Raw genomic sequence first — 19,698 nt, 5'->3', positions numbered from 1 at the left:
ACGGCAGGGACACCCCCGAGCGAGGGTCCGGACCGTCCACGATGGTCGCACCGGACACGGACCCGAGCAGCATCGGTGGGGCGCGACACGCCGGGGATGCACGCTCGAGGGCGCTCGATTTGTGCATCACGCAGACCGTCCGTATGCTTGACTCCCGGTAGCGCACGGCGCAGCTTGCGGCCCTATCGTTTAGTGGCCTAGGACACCGCCCTTTCACGGCGGCAGCACGGGTTCGAATCCCGTTGGGGTCACTCCACGTGAGTGAGCAAGCAACCGAGCACCACCACACAACACAACACATGGCCCTGTAGCGCAGTTGGTTAGCGTGCCGCCCTGTCACGGCGGAGGTCGCGGGTTCAAGTCCCGTCAGGGTCGCCACGGCTGGATAGCTCAGTTGGTAGAGCGTTCGACTGAAAATCGAAAGGTCCACGGATCGATGCCGTGTCCAGCCACGGTGAAGAGCCCCTCACGAGAGTGAGGGGCTCTTTTGCGTTCGCGGTGGGTCCGTGCATCCGCCAGTCCGGCATCGAACCAGGTTCCCGGCGTCGAACCAGCGCGTGCGGCTGGTTCGACGACGGAATCCTGGTTCGACCTCGCTGCGCCCCGCTCAGACCTCGCGGGTCTTCGGGCTGCTGTCGTTCGTCTTCGCCGGGTCGCGCTCGACGACGGACCCGAGGGCGTCGTCGATGCGGGACATCAGCTCCGCAGGGATCTGCACCCCGGCAGCGCCGGCGTTGTCGTGCACCTGCTCCGGCCGCGAGGCGCCGATGATCGCCGACGCCACGTTCTCGTTCTGCAGCACCCACGCGACCGCGAGCTGCGCCATCGACAGGCTCAGCTCGTCGGCGATCGGCTTGAGCTCCTGCACCGCGGAGAGCACCTCGTCGTTCATGAAGCGCTCGATCATCTTCGCGCCGCCCTTGTCGTCGGTGGCGCGCGAGCCCTCGGGCAACGGCTGACCGGGCTGGTACTTGCCCGTCAGGACGCCCTGGGCGATCGGCGACCAGACGATCTGGGAGATGCCGAGCTCCTTCGACGCGGGGACGACCTCGCCCTCGATGACCCGCCAGAGCGCCGAGTACTGCGGCTGGTTCGAGATGAGTTGGAACCCGAGGTCCTTCGCGAGCGCGGCGCCGGCACGGAGCTGGTCCGCGGTCCACTCCGAGACGCCCACGTACAGGACCTTGCCCTGCCGCACGACGTCGGCGAACGCCTGCATCGTCTCCTCGAGCGGGGTCTCGTGGTCGTAGCGGTGCGCCTGGTACAGGTCGACGTAATCGGTCTGCAGCCGCTCGAGCGAGCCGTCGATCGACTCGAGGATGTGCTTCCGGCTCAGCCCGGTGTCGTTGTGGCCCTTCGGGCCGGTGGGGCCGAAGACCTTCGTGGCGATCTCGAGCGACTGGCGACGCTCCCCCTTGAGGGCTTCGCCGAGGACGGTCTCAGCGCCGGTGTTCGCGTAGACGTCCGCGGTGTCGAACGTCGAGATGCCGACGTCGAGCGCGGCCCGGACGCAGGCGATCGCCGCGTCGTTCTCGACCTGGGAGGCGTGGGTCAGCCAGTTGCCGTACGTGATCTCGGACACCTTGAGGCCCGAGTCGCCGAGGTAGCGGTACTCCATGTGCGTGTCACTCCTGTCGTGGAGCGCGTCGGTGCGCCCCGATCCGCGACGCTAGTCCTGCCGCGACGAGCGACGATCCACCTGGCCGTGCTCGATGCCCGACCCAGCCCGTGAGGGGCAGGATCGGAACCACTGCGGTGCACAGCGGCACCGCCGGGAGCGAAGGAGCATCCATGTCGGGACCGAGCGTGCTGTTCATCGGCGGCAGCGGCATCATCAGCGCCGCCTGTGTCCGCGAAGCCGTCGAGCAGGGGTTCGACGTGACCGTGCTCAACCGGGGTGAGACGGACAAGCGGCCGATCCCGGAGAGCGTGACGCGCCTCCAGGCCGACGTGTCGGACCGCACCGCGCTGGAAGCCGCGATCGGCGACCAGCGGTGGGACGTCGTCATCGACTTCGTGGCCTTCACACCCGACCAGGTGCAGCGCGACGTCGAGGTCTTCACGGGGCGGACCCGGCAGTACGTGTTCATCTCGTCGGCCTCGGCGTACCAGACGCCCGCCACGCACCTGCCGATCACCGAGTCGACCCCGCTGAAGAACCCGTTCTGGCAGTACTCACGGGACAAGATCGCGTGCGAGGACCTGCTGGTGCGGGCCTACCGCGAGGACGACTTCCCGATGACGATCATCCGGCCGTCGCACACCTACGACGAGACGCTCGTGCCGTTCTCGGGCGGGTGGACAGTGCTCGGGCGCATGCGGGCGGGCAAGCCGATCGTGGTGTGCGGCGACGGCAGCTCGTTGTGGACGATCACGCACGCGCGGGACTTCGCGGTCGGCTTCGTGGGGCTGCTCGACCGTGCCGAGGCGATCGGCGAGGCGTTCCACATCACGGGCGACGAGGCACCGACGTGGAACCAGATCGCGCACGAGCTGGCTGCTGCGGCCGGGGTCGACGACCTGCAGCTCGTCCACGTGCCGGCGGACGCGATCGACGCGCTCGACGCCGACTGGGGCGCGAGCCTGCTCGGGGACAAGGCGAACACCTCGGTCTTCGACAACACGAAGGTGCAGACGCTCGTACCGGAGTTCGCGCAGACGACGTCGATCCGGCAGGGGGCGCGGGAGATCGTCGCGTGGTTCGACGCCGACCCGTCGCGCCAGGTGACGGACGAGCGGCTCGACGGGCTGATGGACCAGCTCGTGGAGCGGTGGCAGGTGCGCTGATGCGCGGGCGCGGCGCACGGCGCGCGGGTGCCGCGCCGGGGCACGGCGCGACGCGCTGGTGCACAACGGAAAGCACGTCGCGCCACGGAAGCGCGTGGCGCGACGTGCTTTCCGTTGTGCTGACGGACGCCGGCCGGGCGCCGGCCGGGCTCCGGCCGGGCGCGCCGGGCGCGGTCCGGCACGGCGGGCGTGACCGGCGCGGTCGACCGCGGCCACGACGGACGGGAGGCGCGGCGCCGACCGGCACCGCGCCTCCCGTCCGAAAGGTGGTCGCGTCGCGTCTAGCGCGCGGCCAGCACCTCGCCGAGGGTCCCGATCGCCAGGCGCACCTCGTCGTCGGTGACGACGAGCGGCGGCGCGAAGCGGATCGTCGACCCGTGCGTGTCCTTCACGAGCACACCCCGGTCGGCCAGGTCGTGCGCGATCTCCTTGCCGGTGCCGAGCGCGGGGTCGATGTCGATCCCCGCCCAGAGTCCGGCGACGCGGTGCGACACGACCCCGTGCCCGACGAGCTCGTCGAGCAGTCCGCGCAGGAGCGGTTCCCCGTCGAGCGCCCGCTGCTGGAAGGTGCCCTCGCCGAGCATCGCGACGACCTCGGACCCGACGGCGGCCGCGAGCGGGTTCCCGCCGAACGTCGACCCGTGCTCGCCCGGACGCAGGACACCGAGCACCTCGCGCGAGCCGACGACGGCCGACACCGGGACGATGCCGCCACCCAGGGCCTTGCCGAGCGTGACGAGGTCAGGGCGGACGCCGACGCGCTGCACCGCGAGGGTGTGGCCGGTGCGCCCGAGCCCGGACTGGATCTCGTCGGCGACGAACAGCGCGCCGAACTCGTCGCAGACCGCGCGGACCGCCGGTAGGTAGTCGGCGGGCGGGATGACCACGCCGCCCTCGCCCTGGATCGGCTCGAGCAGCACGGCGACGACGGTCTCGTCCATCGCTTCCCTGAGCGCGAGGGCGTCGCCGTACGGCACCGTTCGGAAGCCCGGCGTGTACGGCCCGAAGTCCTCGCGTGCCGAGGGGTCGTCGGAGAACGACACGATCGTCGTGGTGCGCCCGTGGAAGTTCCCGGATGCGACGACGATCGTGGCCTGCCCGGCGGGGACGCCCTTGACGCGGTAGCCCCAGGCGCGCGAGACCTTGATCGCGGACTCGACGGCCTCGGCCCCCGTGTTCATCGGGAGCACGAGCTCGGTGCCGGTGAGGTCGGCGAGCGCCGACGCGAACGGGCCGAGCCGGTCGTTCACGAACGCGCGGCTCGTCAGGGTCACGCGGTCGAGCTGGGCCCGAGCGGCGTCGAGCAGCCGGGGGTTGCCGTGGCCGAAGTTCACCGCGGAGTACGCGGCGAGTCCGTCCAGGTAGCGCTTGCCGTCGACGTCGGTCACCCACGCGCCCTGGCCGGACGCGATGACGACCGGCAGCGGGCTGTAGTTGTGGGCGAGGGAGCGGTCCTCGACGGCCAGGGCAGCTGCGGTGGCGTCGCCGAACGCGCCGGTCCCCGCGTGGGTACCGGCTCCGGTCGCGGTGCTCACGGCTACCGCGCGACCGAGGTGCCGGTGCCGACGGGGTGCAGGTCGAGCGTGCAGCACTTCACGCCGCCGCCGCCGAGCAGCAGCTCGGACAGGTCGACGCCGATCGGGTTGTAGCCCTTCTCCCTGAGCTGCGAGGCGAACGTGGTGGCCCGCGAGGCGATCACGACGTTGTAGCCGTCGGAGTACGAGTTGAGGCCGAGGATCGCGGCGTCCTCCTCGGTGGCGATGATGGCGTCCGGGAAGCGCTCGCGCAGGATCGCCAGCGAGGGCTCGTCGAAGGCGCTCTCGAGGTACGCGATGTTGCTGGTCCCGTCCGAGGAAGGCTCCGGGTCGAGCACGGCGATGGCGGTGTCGAGGTGGTAGAAGCTCGGGTTGATCAGCTTGAGGGTGACGACCTCGCGGCCGTAGAGCTCGGCGAGCTCCTCGTGCGAGGTGCTGTCGGAGCGGAACCCGGTGCCGGCGAAGATCGTGTCGCCGACGAGCAGGAAGTCGCCCTCGCCCTCGTTCGTCTCGCGCGGCTCGGCGACGGTCAGGCCGGCGTCCCGGAACCAGTCCATGTACGCGGGGCCCTCGGGCTGGCGCTCGGGGTACTGGAACTTCGCGCCGTACGCGATGCCGTCGAGCACGAAGCCGCCGTTCGCCGCGTAGACCATGTCGGGCAGGCCCTCGATCGGCTCGATGTACGAGATGTCGAAGCCGAGCTGCTCGTAGACGTCCACGAGGGACTGCCACTGCTCGACGGCCTTCGACGTGTCGGTCGGCTCCTCGGGGTGCATCCACGGGTTGATCCGGTAGCTGACCGTGTAGTGCGTCGGCTTGCACATCAGGATCGTGCGCTTCGTGGCGACACGTGCCGGTGCGGCCTGCGGTTCGGTTGCGGTGTTCGACATCAGTCCTCCTGGGACCGGGGCCCGAGCCTGCCAGGAACCACCACGGGTGAAGCACTCCGATGAGATGCAGGCTCACTCACCGCAGCGGACCAGGTCGACGCCAGCAGCAGTCTGACACGAACGGTCCGATCGGTGCAGTACCTCCTTCGCGAGCGCATGGCACCCGTTCGGGTGACGCACGATTCCTGCGTCGGACCCACCTGGCTCGCAAGAACCCCGCGTACGATTGACGAACATGGACACGCTCGACCACCGCATCCTGGACCAGCTCCGGGAGAACGCCCGCGCCGGCTACGGCGACATCGGGTCGGTGGTCGGTCTCTCCGCGTCCGCGGTCAAACGTCGCGTCGACCGGCTGGTCGCGGACGGCGTGATCCAGGGCTTCACGATCAAGGTCGACCCCGCGGTCGAGGACCGTGGTACCGAGGCCTGGGTCGAGCTGTACTGCCGCGGCACGGTCTCCCCCGACGAGCTCCGCACCCTGCTCGACACCGTGCCCGAGGTCGTCGACGCCGGCACGGTCACCGGCAGCGCCGACGCCGTGGTGCACATGCGCTCGCGTGACCTGCCGGCCCTCGAGCTGGCCCTCGACCGGGTGCGCCTGGCCCCGCAGGTCGACCACACCCGCAGCGCGATCGTGCTGTCGAAGCTCGTCTCCCGCGAGTCCGCCTAGCCACGGCGCGTAGGGTCGCGTCCGTGGGACGAGAGCGGACAGCCGGGAGGCACGGCGCGCCTCCCGGACGACCGCCGGCGGCCCGCCGACTGGTCACCGCAGCAGCTACGGCGTACCTGGCCAACTGCCTCTGGGGCACCGCCGTCGCCGTCCGGCTCATCCGGACGAAGAAGCTCCGCGTCGTGCACCACGGGCTCTTCGTCGTCACCGCCACCCTCACCGGTGTCGCCGCGACCACTCCGGTGTGGACCCGCGACCGCTCCGCGCTCTTCCTGCTGCCGGCACTCGTCCCGCTCGCCGTCGCCCCGCGCACGAACCCCCGCTCGCGAGCACACTGGAGAGTCGCGGTCGCCGCTGCACCGTCCTACCTCGGGGCGCTGCTCGCGCGGCGCTGACCACGACGACGAGACACGAGGGACGTGAGTGGAGCTCTTCGAGGCGATCCGACGCCGACGCACGACCAACGGGGCGTTCCTGCCCGACCCGGTGTCCGAGGAGCACCAGCGGTTGCTGATGGAGCTCGCAGGACGGGCGCCCTCGCAGCTGAACAGCCAGCCGTGGCGGTTCGTCCTGGTCGAGGAGCGCCCGACGATCGACCGCATCGCCGAGATCAGCGGCAGCTCGATGACCCGGACGATGGCGGCGGGCACGTTCTTCGAGCGCTACAGGCCGTACTTCCGGTTCTCGCAGGCCGAGATGGACGAACGCCGCGACGGCATGCTGTTCGACAAGCTGCCCCGACCCCTGCGTCCCTTCACGAAGCAGGTGTTCACGAAGCGCGGGCAGCTCATGATGAACGCGCTGCGCGTGCCGCAGACCCTCGGCGAGGAGAACCGGAAGCTCGTCGCCGGCTCGCCGCTGCTGCTCGGCGTGATGCTCGACCGGCACGAGTACCGGAAGGAGGAGCTCTCGGGCTTCTACTCGGTGTTCAGCATGGGTGCCGCGATGGAGAACGTGTGGCTCGCGACGGCGGAGCTCGGCCTCGGGATCCAGTTCGTGTCCTTCCCGATGGAGACCCCCGGCGCGTGGGAGGAGATCGAGGGGCTGCTCCGGGTCCCGCCGGAGCTCGAGCTGATGGCCGTGTACCGGATCGGGTACCTGCCGCCGGAGCGTCGACGCCCCGCGATCGATTGGACCTCGAGCGAGCGGAAGCGCCCGTCGCAGTACGTGTTCCGCGGGACCTGCGACACCCCGCAGCAGGGGTGGGACGACGTGCCGGACGCTGCCCGCACCACCGACGGGACCGACTCGTGACCGCCGGCCGCCGTGACGGAGGTGGGGTGGGCCTCCCGGCCGTCTCGCCGGAGGCACCGCCGCTCCGCGGCACGCCCTGGATCTCGCAGGACTGGCTCGACGTGGTGTTCGTGCACTGGCGCGTCGACGTGTCGGCGGTGGCGCCGCTGCTGCCCGCAGGCGTGTCCCCGGACACGATGGCGCCCGACGGGACGGACGACGGGACGACCACCTGGGTGGGTCTCATCGGGTTCCGGTTCACGGACACGCGCTTCCCGCCGCTCGGCCGGCTCGGCCGGGCCGGCAGCGTCGGCGACTTCGTCGAGGTGAACGTGCGGGTCTACACGCGCGACGACCAGGGTCGACGCGGGGTCGCGTTCCTGTCGCTCGACGCCGGGAAGCTCCTGCCGACCATCGGCGCGCGGGTGGCCACGGGTCTGCCGTACTGGTGGGCGCACGCGGCGATCCGCAAGGCGGACGGTCGCGTCGGGTACGCGATGCGTCGACACGGGACGCACCTGCGGTCGACCTTCGACGTGCGCGTGGGCGACGTCGTCGCGGACCCGACGCCGCTCGAGACGTTCCTGACGGCACGGTGGGGCATGCACGTCCGGCGGGTGGGCGCGACGCGGTACTGGCCGAACGAGCACGAGTCGTGGCCGCTGCACCGGGCGTCGCTCGTGTCGCTGCGGGACGACCTGGTCGCGGCGGCGGGGCTGCCCTTCGGGCTGTCCGGGCTGGAGCCGGACTCGGTGCTGTACTCGCCGGGGGTGACCACGCGGTTCGGGCGGGGGCGCTGACGGCGACGATCGCGTCGGTTCCGGCTGCGGCGTGCGCTGCGCGCGTTGCGTCCTGTGTGCGCTGCGCTGCGCTCCGTGTCGCGTCGGCCGGGAGGCGCGGCGTCGGCTGCTGGGACCCGTCGCGGTGCGCGGTGGGTAGCGTCCACCGCGTGACCGGTGGAGCGCAGCAGCAGGACGTCCGACGCCGAGCGGGATGGCTCCCGCAGGACCAGAGCGGGCTCGAGGCCTGGCTGCGCGGGCGCCGCGAGCGGCACCAGGAGCGCGACCCTGATCGCGCGCTGCACCCGGCGGTCTCCGCCCTGCGCGACCTCGTCGAGGGCGATCCCGTGCTGCGGATGCACGCGCACCAGATGATCGAGCAGGTGCCCGTCGGTCGGCGGTACCAGGACCGGCACCTCGACTCGTTCGGCGAGCTGCTCGAGCTCGTCGACGAGGTGGTCACGACGGCGCCCGAGTACAGCGACGAGCAGATGGTGATGACGCCGCTCGACGGGGTGCTCGACTGGACGAAGGCCACGCCCGCGGGCTCCGCCTTCTACCGGGACCCCCGCGTGAACGACGCCCTGCGGACGATCCTGCAGGGCTGGTGCGACTTCCTGTCGAGCGACAAGTCCCTCGAGGTGCTGGTCGACGCCCCCTCCGGCTGGTGCAGCGACGCCGCGCGCCGGGCGGTCGGCATGGACCGGTTCGAGCACGACGCCGACGCCGAGCACTGGGGCTTCACGTCGTGGAACGACTTCTTCACCCGGCGCTTCCGGGACGGCGAGCGACCCGTCGCCGCACCCGACGACGACGCGGTCGTGGTCAGCCCGTGCGAGGCCACCCCCTACCGGATCGCCAGTCGTGTCCACCGACTCGACGAGTTCTGGGCGAAGGCCGAGCCGTACTCGGTCGAGGAGCTGCTCGCCGGGGACGAGGCCGCCGACCTCTTCGTCGACGGCACGGTGTGGCAGGCGTTCCTCAGTGCGCTCGAGTACCACCGCTGGCACAGCCCCGTGGCCGGGACCGTCCTGCGCGCCTGGGTCGAGCCGGGCACCTACTTCTCCGAGGCCTCGTCGCAGGGCGCCGACGCCGCCGAACCGCAGCTGTCGCAGGGGTACCTGGCGCACGTCGCCACCCGGGCGATCGTGCTCATCGACGCGGACGACCCCACGATCGGCACGATCGCGGTGGTCTTCGTCGGGATGTCCGACGTGTCCTCGTGCGTGATCGGCGAGGGGGTCGAGGCCGGTGCTCGCGTCGGCAAGGGCGACGAGCTCGGGTACTTCCAGTTCGGCGGGTCCTCGGTGTGCGTGCTGTTCGGGCCCGACGTCGTCGAGTCGTTCTCCCTCGGGGCGCTGCCGCAGGCGCCGGAGGAGGAGCCGTCGGTGCTGCCCGTGCGGTCGCTCCTGGCGACGGCGCGGCGGCGATCGGAGGACTGAGGTCCACGGCGGCCCGTCCGCGTCACCGCAGAGGTGCTCGCCGCGCCCGTCGCGCGTGCACCAGGGCGAGCACCGCGGCGAACACGGCGCCCGCGGTACCGCCGCCGACCCAGACCGTGGCGCGCCACCCGGTCAGGACGGTCTGCTCCGGGACCGTGAGTCCCAGCACGACGAGGACGGCGCAGCCCAGGACGACGACGAGGAAGGCCCAGGCCACGGCCGAGAGGTCGAACCGCGGGACCGACCGGGCGTACCGTCCGATCTGCGAGAAGCCACCGAAGATCCCGATCGACGCCGCGATCGGGAGTCCGACCACGAGACTCGCGACCATCAGCGCCGCTCCTGCGGTGACGCCGACGACGACGCGGACGCGGTGCAGGTCCCAGGACGCACCCCACGTCTGCTCCAGGTACGCCCGCCGCGCCGCGACGAAGAGCACCACCGCGCTCACGACCCCGAACGCCCCGGTGGCGGCCCCGGTACCCATGGCGAGCTCGTCACCGATCGCCGTCCCGACCACGACGGCGACGGCAGCCAGCACGAGCGCGAGGACCGGGAGGCCGATGACCTCCCGGTACCGGGTCGGAGTCCGCAGCACCCAGCCGGGCGGCGCCTCATCGACCTGCTCCTCGTCGTCCGTCTGCACCCCGCCATCATGCTCCGCCCCGGACCGCGCCCGGGGGACACCGGCTGGACCGACGTGGACGCGGACCTGCGTACAACGGACAGCATGACGCGCGTTGCAGTGGTGACCGGTGGTTCAGCAGGGCTCGGACGGGCGACCGTCCGCGAGCTCGCGGCACGGGGTTGGGACGTCGCCGTCCTCGCCCGGGGTCGTGACGGGGTCGACGCCGCGGTCGCCGAGGTCGAGGCAGCCGGACGCCGTGGACTCGCGCTGATCGCCGACGTCGCTGACCGCCAGGCCGTCGAGGCCGCCGCCGAGCGCACCGAGCAGGAGCTCGGGCCGATCGACCTCTGGGTGAACTGCGTGATGGTCGGTGTCTTCGGACGTTTCACGGACACCGGACCCGACGACTTCGAGCGCGCCGTGGACGTCAACTTCCTCGGCTTCGTCAACGGCACCCGCGCGGCACTCGCCCGCATGGTGCCCCGTGACCGCGGCCACGTCATCCAGGTCGGTTCGGCGCTGGGCTTCCGCGGCATCCCGCTGCAGGCGGCGTACTGCAGCGCCAAGCACGCCATCGTCGGCTTCACCGAGTCGGTGGTGTCCGAGCTCACCGAGCAGGGCAGCGAGGTGGCCGTGAGCCGCGTCGACATGCCGGCGCTCAACACCGTGCAGTTCAACTGGGTGAAGTCGCTCCTGCCGCACCACCCGCAGCCCGTCGCGCCGATCTACCAGCCCGAGGTCGGTGCCCGCGCCATCGCCGTCACCGCTGAACGGCCCCGCCGTCGCACGTGGGTGGGCGAGTCGACGGTCTACACGATCCTGGGCAACCGGGTCAGCGGCCGGTTCGCCGACTGGTACGCGGCGAAGACCCTGGTGAGCGGGCAGCAGGCCGAGCAGAAGGACGGGCAGTCCCTGCCGACGAACCTGCACGAACCCGTCCCCGGCGACCACGGGGCGCACGGTGTCTTCGACGACTCGGCGCACGCCTGGTCGCCGCAGACGTGGTGGGTGGAGCACCGTCGGCTCGGCAACGGGATCATCGGCGCTGCCGTCGGTGTCGCGGGTGCGATCGCCCTGGCCGCGGGGAAGCGTCGGTGAGCCGCCGCAGCCGCCGCGACCGTCGGCAGCGAGCCCGCTGGGTCGAGGGGCTGCGGGCGGTCATCGGCGTCGCCCACCTGATCGCCTCGCGCGGGTCGACCGGTCGGGTCGCCGTGTTCGGCCGGGTGCTCGGCGCGCGTCAGCTCGTGCAGGCCGCGCTGCTCACCCGTGCGGCGTCACCGGAGGCCCACGTGCTCGGCGCGGCGGTCGACGCCACGCACGGTGTCTCGATGGTGCCCCTCGTCGCCCTCGACCGGCAGACGCGCGGGTTCGCCGCCCGGCAGCTCGTGGTCGCGGTGGTCCTCACCGCGCTCGAGGTCGGGCTCGTCGGCACGGGACGCAGACGCCCGCACCGACGCTGACCCCGTCCGGAGCCGGCTACTCGACCTCGTCGCTCGGGTGCTCCTCCTCGACACCCGTCTCGTCCATCCGGTCGCGCAGGTGGTCGGCCATCGCGCCGGCACCCTCGTGCCCGTGGTCGTGCTCGACCTGCTCGACCAGGCCGTGCAGCTTCTCCTCGTTGGTGGCCTCGGTGGCGCCGTCCATCACGGGGGCGGTCTGGACCTCGTCGTCGTTCGCTCGTGCGTTCATGCACCGGACGCTACGCCGACACTCGGTGCGCGGAGCCGAGGACGGTCAGCCAGCGTGCAGGCGCGCCGCTCGAGCGTGACCGGCCCGGTCCGTCAGAGCCGCATTCGGCTGAACGACCGCGAGACGTCCCCGTGCCGGTGCGCCGCGACCGAGACCGTCTGCTCCCGCAGGAAGTGCAGCATCTCGACGATGCCGGACTCCACCACGGGGTCGTCGTGGATGGTCGTCTCGGTGCCGGCACCCAGGGCCTCCTCGAGCGCACGGGCGTCACCGCCGAGCAGCCGCACGCGTGACCCCGGTCCACCGAACGCCACGTTGCGGCGCGGCTCGGCCCCCTGCGCGAGGACCAGGTCGATCGGGTCGAGCTCGGGCTCCGTCCCGTCCGACCACCCGTCCTGCAGCAGGGTGCCGGCGGCGGCACGGCCCAGGAACGTGGCGTCGTCCTCGACGACCTGGTCGACGACGTCGAGGGGCGACCGTGCCCTCGAGAACAACGGCAGGAGTTCTGCGGGCAGGGGTCCGGCGGTGCTGAGGAGCACGTGCGCGCGGGCAGCCGTCGCGGCGACGAGCACGCGGACGAGCTCCCCGGCCCCGACACCCGAGGACTGCCGGACCACGACCGACTGCGGGCGGAAGCGGATGACGTTCCGCTCGACGACCAGGTCGGCGGTGTCCCGCGACCGGCCGTACAGCGACGCCCGGGCCGCGGCGTCGCTCTCGGCTCCGGCGCGCACGCGGTCGAACTCCTCGAAGGACAGCCCGGCCCGCGCCGCCTCGATGACGGCGGTGACCCGGTTGCCGAGACCCTGCAGCTGGATGCTCCGGTGCGGCTGGCGTCGGGTCGGGTCCCACCGGTCCGCGCCGATCACGGAGAGCGGGCCGCCGCGGTGCACCGTCGGCCCGACCGCGGTCCCCCGCCACCCGCCGACGGGCTGGCGTCCTGGTCGCGCGCCGGTCGTCGGCCGGTCGACCACGAGCACCCCGGTCCGGGTCCGGTCGGACCAGATCGCGACCTCGTCGGGGTCGAGCGTGTGGAGTGCCGCGACGGAGCCGCCGTCGACGGAGTGCTGCAGCGCGATCGCCTCGTCGAGGGTCTCCACGCGGACGACGTCGAGCACGGGTGCCGGCACCGCGGACCGCGACAGGTCGGCGGCGGCGCGGACGCCCTCGCGGACACCGGGTGACCAGAGCCGCCCGGTGTCGTCGAGCGCGACCGGTTCGACGAGCCAGGACTCCCCTGGACGCAGCTCGGTCAGCGCGGTGCGCACGGCGCCGGTCGGCTCGGCGACGAGCGGCCCGACCTGTGCGGCCGCGTCCGTCGGCCACGCGGTGCGGAGGCCCCGGACGGCATCGGCGAGCTGCTCACGGAAGCGCTGACTCTCCCCCACGGAGCCGACGAGCACGAGCAGCGACACCGCCGACGACGACTGTCCGGCGCGGTCGAACGCCGACGCGACGACGTCGCGCACCGCCTGGTCGAGGTCGGCCGAGGGGGTCACGACCGCCGTGACCACACCGGAGGTCTCCGCCACGAGGGGCAGGTCCGCGCGCCACCACCGGTAGGAGCGGGCGGTCTCGGGCGTGCCGCTGAGCACCACGCGGTCGACGGCCGGGTGCGCGACGAGGTCGCGTGCCAGGTCGCTGCCGTCGAGGTCGACGAGCTGGAGCAGGGAGTGCGGCACCCCGGCGTCCCAGAGCACGTCCGCGAAGACCGCACCGGTCCGTCTGGCTGCGGTGGCCGGCTGGAGCACGACCCCGCTGCCCGCGGCGAGCGCGGTGAGCACGCCGTCGGCGGCGTCGAGGAGCGGCGCGTTCCACGACGGCACGACGACCGTCAGGCGCGGGGGTACCGGCACGGCACCGTTGACGTCTTCCAGGTGCCGCGTCCGGTCGGCGGCGTGCGAGGCGGCGTCGACGGCCCGGCTGACCTCGCCGTCGGCCTCGGTCAGGGTGAGGCCGACCTCGGCGATCATCGTCTCGACCAGGGCACCCCGGTTGGTCTCGAGCGCGTGGCCGATCAGGTCGAACAACTCGGCGCGGTCCTCCGGGTCCTGCCGGCCCCAGTTGACGCCCGCCTGGGCGGTGCGGGCGACGAGCCGCTCGAGTCGCCCACGGTCGGTGATGCGGGCCGCGCGGATCGTCCGGACGCCGCGCTGCGACTCCGGGACCCGACCGAGCAGCTCGGCGGCCCAGGCGCGGTTGCCCGGTGTCGAGGGATCGGTGTCGGGGGTGTTCTCGGCGGCCGATCGCAGCACCGGGTCACCCGGCGGCCGGCGGCGGTCCTGGGTACGTCGGGCGGGTGGCGCGGGACGGACGAGGGCGGCCACGGCGTCGACGTGCTCGGCGGTGGCCCGCTCGACGGCGGCGGTTCCACCCGCCGGGCCGGTCGTGCCCACCGCGGCCGGACCGGTCGCCACGGACCGGGGGTCCGCGACCTCGCGCAGTCGGCGGGCGAGGTACGGGACGGCGGCCTCGAACTCGTCGGGCCGCACGAGCGGGACGCCGAGGACGACGCGACCGAACGCGCTGCGCAGGACGTCGGCGTACCGGGTGGTGCCGAGGAGCACCTCCGGCTCGACGGCGCCGAGGACACCACGACGCTCGGCGAGCACGTGCCCGGTCGCGAGGGCGAAGGGGTCGTGGGTGGCGACGCCGACGTGCACGGCGTCCGTCCGTTCGGGATCGATCGCCGTGTCGAGCAGGCGCAGGAACGCGGTGTCCGTCGTGCGGGTGTCCGCGGTCACGGCGAGCGGTCGGCTCCCGAGCACGGCGTCGACCCGCTCGGTGGCGAGGAGCGTGCCCTTGGTGAACCGGACCCGCACGGGTGCACCGCCGGACGCTCGGCGCTCGCGGGCCGCCGCCGTCACCCGGTCGAGCAGGTCGAGCGACTCGGGCAGCTCAGCGGGCAGGGTCACCCCGAGGGTGGTCCCGGCGGTGCCGTCCTGACCGAGCAGCGCCAGCAGCACCGCGACGGTGCGCTCGACGTCCTGCGCCCGGCCGGACTGCAGGGTGACCACGGGCGGGGCCGGTCGGCTCGCCGCGGTGCGCAGGAGCGGTGCGAGGTGCTCGACCGCGTCGGTGACGGCGGCGTCGAGGTCCCACGGGGACACCGGTGGCAGCACGGCGTCGAGGTCGATCGTGACGGCGGCGACGTCCTGGTGCAGGAGCTCGTCGATCGCCGCGAGACGCCGGTCGCGACCGGCCGGTCCGAGGACTGCGGGGCCGAGCAGGGCGACGTCGACCCGGGTGTCCGGACCACCGACCTTGGCGAGCGCTGCCGGGGTGCGGGCCGGCGTGGCGTCGACGACGAGGTGTCCCGCGAGCCGCCGGAGCACCTTCCGCGCCGAGGGGACGACCGCCCACGGCGCCATGGTCGCGAAGCCGCCGCCGACCGTCACCGCGCCGCGGAGGTACCAGGCGAGGTCGTCCGGCACCGCCCGACTCGCGCGCTCGAGGTTCCGGGCGACGACCTTCGGGTCCTCCGGCCGGACGACGACGTCCACGAACGTGCGGGCGAACTCCGCGCCGCGCGCGTCCGCCAGCAGCTCCGCCAGGCGCGCGGCCGCGGGCTCCGGCTTCACCCCGCGCGCTGCCTCGATCCACCCCTGTGCCAGCGTGACCACGTCGTCGGTGCAGTCTCGGAGGTGCGGGGTCGGCATGGAGTGATCGTATTCCGGGCGTCCGACGTGACCTCTGAGCGCGCCGAGTGCCGCCCAGGAGTCAGCCGAACGGATGATCCTCGTGCCCGTGACACCGCCGCTGGATACGCTGGCCGTCATGGCGGAGCAGGGCGGCGAGGGGCACGACTGGGCGACCTGGGACGCGTTCCACGACGTCTGGCGCCGGCTCGACCGAGCGCTCGACCACGCCGTGCAGCAGGGCGCGGGCATCTCGATCCCCGAGTTCGAGATCCTGATCGGTCTGCAGCGGGACCCGGACCACCGGCTGCGGGTCCGCGACGTCGCTGCCGGCATCGGGTGGGAGAAGTCGCGGGTGAGCCACCAGGTCACCAGGATGGTCGCCCGCGGGCTGGTCGCGCGGGCGGACTGCCCGACCGACGGCCGCGGCAGCTGGGTGACGATGACGAGCGAGGGTCGTCGCGCGGTGCTCGCCGGGATCCGCGCGCACACCGCGGCCCTCGAGGAGCTGTTCTGGAGGCCCGTGGCGGCGGATGCGGACACCCTGCGGTCCGTCTCGCACCGCGTCCTCGACGCACTCGGCCCGGTCGACCCGCAGGACTGAGCCGAGTCGGTTCAGCGGACCGCCGCGAGGACGTCCGCGACGGCCGCGGCCGTCGTGTCGGCACGGTCGTGGTCGTCCGCGGTGAGGGTCACGACGGCGTCGGCGACCGGGTCGATGAGCACGAGCTGCCCGTACGCCCCGTGCAGCCGCCACGTCCGTCCGGGGCCGCCCCAGCCGGCGAGGGCGTACCGGTCGTACGCCGGCGACGACCCGGCCCCCACCCAGTCGGTGTGCATCGCGTCGACGATCGCCGCGGGCACGAACTGTCGGCCGTCCGCCACGCCGCGGTCCCGCAGCAGCCGCCCGATCCGTGCGACCTCGGCGGTGCGCAGCCACAGCCCACCGCCGGCGACGACGTGACCGAGCGGGCAGCGGTCCCACCGGACGTCGTCGATGCCGAGCGGGCCGAGCAGGCGCTCCTGCACGTACGCGCCGACGTCGCCGACCCGGGCGGCGAGGGCCCGAGCGGCGGTGTAGGTGCTCGCGTTGGCGTACTGGAACGAGCGCCCGGCGGTCGGCCGGCCGAGGAACTCCCGCGCGAGGTCCGGCCAGTCGGTCGTCTCGGTCGGCGACCACGGCATGTCGATGCCGCTCGTCATCGTCAGCAGGTGCCGGAGCGTGACGTCCTGCACACCCGGGCCGAGCGCGACGTCGGGCAGCAGCGCCCCGACGGGCTCGTCGAGCGAGAGTGCCCCGTCGTCCTCGGCGATCCCGACGGCCAGGACGACCACGCCCTTCGCGACCGAGTGCACGTCACGGCGGACGTCTGCGGACCAGTGGTGGTCGGCGGTGTCGTCGCCCACCAGGACGTGCAGGCCGTGGGCGCGGAAGCCCGTCCGCTCCACCTGCCGGACGACGTCGTCGAGGACGGGTGCGGCGCGGTTCACCACACCATCATCCCGCGTGTCCGGAGAGGTCGGTGCTCGCCAGGGACCCGCGTTCACCGCGCAACCGGACCAGCACCGCGGCGATGTCGTCGCGCCGGACGTCGGTCGACGCGGACAGCCCGCGGGCCTCCGCGCCGGAGGCCGACCACGACGCCACGGTCTGCTCGGAGCCGTCGCGCCGGACCACCACGAGGTCGTACATCACCGAGCCGTCCGACGACCAGTCCTTGCCGCCGTACGAGCAGCCCCAGTCGAAGCGCGTACCCCACTGCTCGCCGCTCACCGCGAGGTCGACGTCGAGCCCCTGCGACCCCGTCAACGTGTAGCGGTCGCCAGCGGTCGTCGGGACGGAGGTCGACGGCGCTCCGCCGGCCTGCACCGGTCTGCCGCGGTCGGCGGCGGTACCGACGGCGAGCCCGCCGAGCACGGCGACGACGACCGCCAGCCCCGCGGTGGCGGCGACCCAGACCCGGCGACGGCGGCGACGGTGTCGGACGCGGTGCGCGACGGCGGCGAGGGTGCCCTCGGGACGGGTGTCGGGCCTCCCGTCCGGTTCCGCGATCTCGACCGCCTGGTCGGCCGGGAGCTTCGCGAGCAGGCCGGGCAAACCGACGAGCTCGGCGACGGCCGCCGTGCAGCGAGCACACGTCTCCAGGTGCCGCTCGTACTCGAGCCGTTCGTCGGGCGGCAGCGAGCCGAGGACGTACGCGGCGTCCCACTCGGCGTAGTGGTCGTGCGCGGTCGGGTCCACGCTCATCGGGTCACTCCTCGTTCCTGCAGTGCGAGCCTGAGTGCCCGCAGCCCGTAGTGCAACCGCGACTTCGCGGTGCCCTCGGGGATGTCGTGTCGTCGTGCGATCTCGGGCACGGTGTGACCGAGCCAGTAGGCGTCCACCACCACGCGGCGGTGGTCCGGGCTGAGCGATGCGAGCGCGTCCGCGACGACGATGCGGTCGAGGACCGCGTCCGTCCGGTCGGCCTCGGCACGGTCGACCGGGTGCTCGGAGCCCTGCTCCCGTCGGTTGCGTGCCGAACGGGCGTCGTCGACCACCAGGTTCCGGGCGACCGTGAAGAGCCAGGCCCGAGCGCTGTCGGGTGCTCGCTCGAGCACGGCCGGGCGCTGCCAGGCGCGGACCATCGTCTCCTGCACGACGTCCTCGACCGTCGAGCCGTCCCGCGTCAGGTGCCGGACGTAGCGCGTGAGCGCGTCACCGTGCTCGCGGTACAGCGTCGCCAGCAGCTCGTCGGCGGAACGGCTCGTCACGGTCACTTCGCCAGGTCGAGGGAGAACTCGACGGAGCCCTTCCCGTCCACGGTGACGAAACCGAGCGACGGCGCCTCGACGCCGTAGTCGGCGAACGTGATCGGGACCGAGCCGACGACCTGGACGCCACCGTCCTTCGTCACGGCGACCTGCGCGTCGGCCGTGACGGGCTTCTCGACGCCGTGCAGGTCCATCGTGCCGGTGAGCGTGACGTCCTGCGTGCTGCCGTCGAGGGCACCGGAGACGTCGACGGGCTCGGTGAGCGCGAACGTCGCCGTCGGGTACCGGTCGGTCTGCAGGGCCTGGGTCCGGAAGTACTCGTCGCGGCGGGACTCCGGCGTGCTGATGGACGCGACCTGCACCGTCACGGTCGCCTTCGTGAGGGACCCGCCGTCGACCGTCGCGGTGCCCTGCACGTCCTTCGTCCGTCCGACCACGTTCACATCATTGCCCTGCAGGACCTCGTGCACGCGGTACCCGGCGTACGAGCTGCTCGTGCTCGTCCAGGTGCCGTCGGCCTGGGCCGCGTCGAGCGTGCCGCCGGAGCCCGACGGCCCGGCGCTCAGCGAGGGGGCTGCGGCGGCCTGGCCGTTGACGGTGTTCGCGTAGATGACCGGGCCGGCGACGACTGCTGCGGCGCCGATGACGACGACGCCGGTGGCGATGCCGATGATGACCTTCGTGCGTGTGCGGAGTCCCATGCCCTGACAACGAGACAGGGGGCCGGATCGTTCACCCGGACGTGCGGAAGGCGCCGTCCCCGTGGTCGGGGGCGGCGCCTTCTCGTGGTGGTGCTGGTGCGGGTCGTGCCCGCGGGGCTTACTTGACCGGTGCTTACTTGATCTGGGCGGTGATGGTGGCGGTGCCGACGAGGAGGCCGGCCTTGACGGCGTCGGTCTTGAAGGTCTGGTTCAGCAGGCCCGCAGCGTCCGAGGACACGTGCACGGTGGTGCCGGTCAGGATCGCGTTGTCACCCTCGAGCTGCAGCGGCTTGAGCGTGCCACCGTGCAGCGAGAACAGGTACGCGTTCGACGCGGCGACCTGACCGTTGACCAGGACGTCACCGTAGAGCTTGGACGAGCCCGGGTTCACGACGAAGTTCTCCAGCGTGACCGTGGTGTCACCGGCCTTGAGGGTCAGGCCCGAGTCGTCGTGGTTCAGCAGACCCTGCACGTAGGGGCGGTAGTTGCCGTCCGGCGACCAGTACGTGACCGACCCGGCGGTGATCGGGAACGACACCGACCCGTTCTCGAGCTTGGCGTTGCCGGACACACCCGGGGTCAGCCCCAGCGAGGTGAGGGCGTCGGTGAAGCCCGAGTCGAGCGCGACGGCGGTGTTGCCGCCCTTGACCTCCGGCACGGACGCGACCGGGGCGGGGATCTTCGACGACGAGGACGACACCGTCTGCACGTTCGGGGTCGACGCGTTCGCGGTGCTGATGCCGAACGCGGCACCACCGAGGACGAGGGCGCCGGTGGTGGCGAGGGTGATCGAGGTCTTCATGGACTTGCGCATGATGGTTCCTTCCGTTGTCGCGCTCGGCGCGATTCCCTGAGTGCGCGCCGAACACACCCCGCAAAGGGGTGGAGAACCAGCTACCTGCGGCTGGTGAGCGCTCCGGGTGTTTCCCGGTTGATGCAAGGGATTCGG

The 19,698-nt window shown here is 72.7% G+C and carries 20 protein-coding genes and 3 tRNA genes; 12 read left to right on the top strand and 11 right to left on the bottom strand.

The window, feature by feature from the left end; genetic code table 11:
* The first annotated feature begins 178 nt into the window (after positions 1 to 178).
* From LCG91_RS00645 to LCG91_RS00635, 3 genes are all read left to right on the top strand, one after another.
* Positions 179 to 251, top strand: a tRNA-Glu gene (locus LCG91_RS00645).
* Between the two features lie 50 nt (positions 252 to 301).
* Positions 302 to 378: transfer RNA gene (locus tag LCG91_RS00640), tRNA-Asp, on the top strand.
* 1 nt (position 379) lies between these two features.
* Positions 380 to 452, top strand: a tRNA-Phe gene (locus LCG91_RS00635).
* A 155-nt stretch (positions 453 to 607) separates the two neighbouring features.
* On the opposite strand, the gene LCG91_RS00630 is transcribed toward LCG91_RS00635, so the two are convergent.
* Entirely contained in the window at positions 608 to 1,618 is a 1,011-nt protein-coding gene (locus LCG91_RS00630; RefSeq protein WP_058729706.1) for an aldo/keto reductase family protein, read from the bottom strand.
* A 173-nt stretch (positions 1,619 to 1,791) separates the two neighbouring features.
* Between LCG91_RS00630 and LCG91_RS00625 the strand changes: the two genes are divergently transcribed.
* Positions 1,792 to 2,787, top strand: a complete 996-nt coding sequence (locus LCG91_RS00625; protein ID WP_224442124.1) for an SDR family oxidoreductase — start codon at positions 1,792 to 1,794, stop codon at positions 2,785 to 2,787.
* Between the two features lie 281 nt (positions 2,788 to 3,068).
* On the opposite strand, the gene rocD is transcribed toward LCG91_RS00625, so the two are convergent.
* Both rocD and ddaH read right to left on the bottom strand, forming a co-directional pair.
* Positions 3,069 to 4,322, bottom strand: coding sequence for an ornithine--oxo-acid transaminase (rocD, locus tag LCG91_RS00620; RefSeq protein ID WP_224442123.1), 1,254 nt, complete (start codon positions 4,320 to 4,322; stop codon positions 3,069 to 3,071).
* 2 nt (positions 4,323 to 4,324) lie between these two features.
* Positions 4,325 to 5,212: a dimethylargininase gene (gene ddaH / locus LCG91_RS00615; protein ID WP_224442122.1), complete on the bottom strand. Its 888-nt coding sequence runs from the start codon at positions 5,210 to 5,212 to the stop codon at positions 4,325 to 4,327.
* Between the two features lie 235 nt (positions 5,213 to 5,447).
* Between ddaH and LCG91_RS00610 the strand changes: the two genes are divergently transcribed.
* The 5 genes from LCG91_RS00610 to LCG91_RS00590 all read left to right on the top strand — a co-directional run bounded on the left by LCG91_RS00610 (position 5,448) and on the right by LCG91_RS00590 (position 9,339).
* A complete protein-coding gene (locus LCG91_RS00610) occupies positions 5,448 to 5,885 on the top strand; it encodes an Lrp/AsnC family transcriptional regulator (RefSeq protein WP_058729711.1) in 438 nt (145 codons plus the stop codon).
* Between the two features lie 23 nt (positions 5,886 to 5,908).
* Positions 5,909 to 6,280: a hypothetical protein gene (locus LCG91_RS00605; protein ID WP_224442121.1), complete on the top strand. Its 372-nt coding sequence runs from the start codon at positions 5,909 to 5,911 to the stop codon at positions 6,278 to 6,280.
* A gap of 28 nt (positions 6,281 to 6,308) precedes the next feature.
* A complete protein-coding gene (locus tag LCG91_RS00600) occupies positions 6,309 to 7,139 on the top strand; it encodes a nitroreductase family protein (RefSeq protein WP_224442120.1) in 831 nt (276 codons plus the stop codon).
* Positions 7,140 to 7,165: 26 nt separating this feature from the next.
* Positions 7,166 to 7,918 carry a YqjF family protein gene (locus tag LCG91_RS00595; protein WP_224442119.1) on the top strand — a complete coding sequence of 251 codons (753 nt, stop codon included), beginning with the start codon at positions 7,166 to 7,168 and terminating at the stop codon, positions 7,916 to 7,918.
* Between the two features lie 149 nt (positions 7,919 to 8,067).
* Entirely contained in the window at positions 8,068 to 9,339 is a 1,272-nt protein-coding gene (locus LCG91_RS00590) for a phosphatidylserine decarboxylase family protein (protein WP_224442118.1), read from the top strand.
* 22 nt (positions 9,340 to 9,361) lie between these two features.
* On the opposite strand, the gene LCG91_RS00585 is transcribed toward LCG91_RS00590, so the two are convergent.
* The gene (locus LCG91_RS00585) at positions 9,362 to 9,985 is read right to left on the bottom strand and encodes a hypothetical protein (RefSeq protein WP_224442117.1); all 624 of its coding nucleotides are present in this window, start codon (positions 9,983 to 9,985) and stop codon (positions 9,362 to 9,364) included.
* Between the two features lie 84 nt (positions 9,986 to 10,069).
* Here LCG91_RS00585 and LCG91_RS00580 point away from each other — a divergent pair, with 84 nt between their 5' ends.
* Both LCG91_RS00580 and LCG91_RS00575 read left to right on the top strand, forming a co-directional pair.
* On the top strand, positions 10,070 to 11,065 hold the full coding sequence (locus tag LCG91_RS00580; protein ID WP_224442116.1) for an SDR family oxidoreductase: 996 nt from the start codon (positions 10,070 to 10,072) through the stop codon (positions 11,063 to 11,065).
* Positions 11,062 to 11,427: a hypothetical protein gene (locus tag LCG91_RS00575; protein ID WP_224442115.1), complete on the top strand. Its 366-nt coding sequence runs from the start codon at positions 11,062 to 11,064 to the stop codon at positions 11,425 to 11,427. Before LCG91_RS00580 ends, LCG91_RS00575 begins: the two co-directional genes overlap by 4 nt.
* A gap of 16 nt (positions 11,428 to 11,443) precedes the next feature.
* Here the strand turns inward: LCG91_RS00575 and LCG91_RS00570 are convergent, their stop codons facing one another.
* Entirely contained in the window at positions 11,444 to 11,656 is a 213-nt protein-coding gene (locus LCG91_RS00570) for a hypothetical protein (protein ID WP_058729718.1), read from the bottom strand.
* A 92-nt stretch (positions 11,657 to 11,748) separates the two neighbouring features.
* Positions 11,749 to 15,315 carry a proline dehydrogenase family protein gene (locus LCG91_RS00565; protein WP_224442114.1) on the bottom strand — a complete coding sequence of 1,189 codons (3,567 nt, stop codon included), beginning with the start codon at positions 15,313 to 15,315 and terminating at the stop codon, positions 11,749 to 11,751.
* 118 nt (positions 15,316 to 15,433) lie between these two features.
* Between LCG91_RS00565 and LCG91_RS00560 the strand changes: the two genes are divergently transcribed.
* Entirely contained in the window at positions 15,434 to 15,898 is a 465-nt protein-coding gene (locus LCG91_RS00560) for a MarR family winged helix-turn-helix transcriptional regulator (protein WP_161968438.1), read from the top strand.
* Between the two features lie 11 nt (positions 15,899 to 15,909).
* Here the strand turns inward: LCG91_RS00560 and LCG91_RS00555 are convergent, their stop codons facing one another.
* The 5 genes from LCG91_RS00555 to LCG91_RS00535 all read right to left on the bottom strand — a co-directional run bounded on the left by LCG91_RS00555 (position 15,910) and on the right by LCG91_RS00535 (position 19,563).
* Positions 15,910 to 16,785, bottom strand: a complete 876-nt coding sequence (locus LCG91_RS00555) for a serine hydrolase domain-containing protein (RefSeq protein WP_224442113.1) — start codon at positions 16,783 to 16,785, stop codon at positions 15,910 to 15,912.
* Between the two features lie 7 nt (positions 16,786 to 16,792).
* Positions 16,793 to 17,542 carry an anti-sigma factor family protein gene (locus LCG91_RS00550; RefSeq protein WP_224442112.1) on the bottom strand — a complete coding sequence of 250 codons (750 nt, stop codon included), beginning with the start codon at positions 17,540 to 17,542 and terminating at the stop codon, positions 16,793 to 16,795.
* Positions 17,539 to 18,054: a sigma-70 family RNA polymerase sigma factor gene (locus LCG91_RS00545; RefSeq protein WP_066651360.1), complete on the bottom strand. Its 516-nt coding sequence runs from the start codon at positions 18,052 to 18,054 to the stop codon at positions 17,539 to 17,541. The genes LCG91_RS00550 and LCG91_RS00545 overlap by 4 nt, the downstream gene beginning before the upstream one ends.
* Positions 18,051 to 18,749, bottom strand: coding sequence for a YceI family protein (locus LCG91_RS00540; RefSeq protein ID WP_224442111.1), 699 nt, complete (start codon positions 18,747 to 18,749; stop codon positions 18,051 to 18,053). Before LCG91_RS00540 ends, LCG91_RS00545 begins: the two co-directional genes overlap by 4 nt.
* Positions 18,750 to 18,882: 133 nt before the next feature.
* Positions 18,883 to 19,563 carry a hypothetical protein gene (locus tag LCG91_RS00535; RefSeq protein ID WP_058750528.1) on the bottom strand — a complete coding sequence of 227 codons (681 nt, stop codon included), beginning with the start codon at positions 19,561 to 19,563 and terminating at the stop codon, positions 18,883 to 18,885.
* Between the last annotated feature and the right edge of the window lie 135 nt (positions 19,564 to 19,698).

It is taken from the genome of Curtobacterium sp. TXMA1, from assembly GCF_020162095.1.
In the GTDB taxonomy this organism is placed as follows: Bacteria; Actinomycetota; Actinomycetes; order Actinomycetales; family Microbacteriaceae; genus Curtobacterium.
The sequence above is the reverse complement of the archived record's forward strand: the minus strand, read 5'-3'. Positions and strand labels throughout refer to the sequence as shown.

Bases quoted from the DNA above. Each gene is read 5' to 3' on its own strand.
- LCG91_RS00630 (WP_058729706.1), bottom strand. From the start codon at position 1,618: ATGGAGTACCGCTACCTCGGCGACTCGGGCCTCAAGGTGTCCGAGATC.
- LCG91_RS00625 (WP_224442124.1), top strand. From the start codon at position 1,792: ATGTCGGGACCGAGCGTGCTGTTCATCGGCGGCAGCGGCATCATCAGC.
- ddaH (WP_224442122.1), bottom strand. From the start codon at position 5,212: ATGTCGAACACCGCAACCGAACCGCAGGCCGCACCGGCACGTGTCGCC.
- LCG91_RS00610 (WP_058729711.1), top strand. From the start codon at position 5,448: ATGGACACGCTCGACCACCGCATCCTGGACCAGCTCCGGGAGAACGCC.
- LCG91_RS00580 (WP_224442116.1), top strand. From the start codon at position 10,070: ATGACGCGCGTTGCAGTGGTGACCGGTGGTTCAGCAGGGCTCGGACGG.
- LCG91_RS00570 (WP_058729718.1), bottom strand. From the start codon at position 11,656: ATGAACGCACGAGCGAACGACGACGAGGTCCAGACCGCCCCCGTGATG.
- LCG91_RS00565 (WP_224442114.1), bottom strand. From the start codon at position 15,315: ATGCCGACCCCGCACCTCCGAGACTGCACCGACGACGTGGTCACGCTG.
- LCG91_RS00560 (WP_161968438.1), top strand. From the start codon at position 15,434: ATGGCGGAGCAGGGCGGCGAGGGGCACGACTGGGCGACCTGGGACGCG.
- LCG91_RS00550 (WP_224442112.1), bottom strand. From the start codon at position 17,542: ATGAGCGTGGACCCGACCGCGCACGACCACTACGCCGAGTGGGACGCC.
- LCG91_RS00540 (WP_224442111.1), bottom strand. From the start codon at position 18,749: ATGGGACTCCGCACACGCACGAAGGTCATCATCGGCATCGCCACCGGC.
- LCG91_RS00535 (WP_058750528.1), bottom strand. From the start codon at position 19,563: ATGCGCAAGTCCATGAAGACCTCGATCACCCTCGCCACCACCGGCGCC.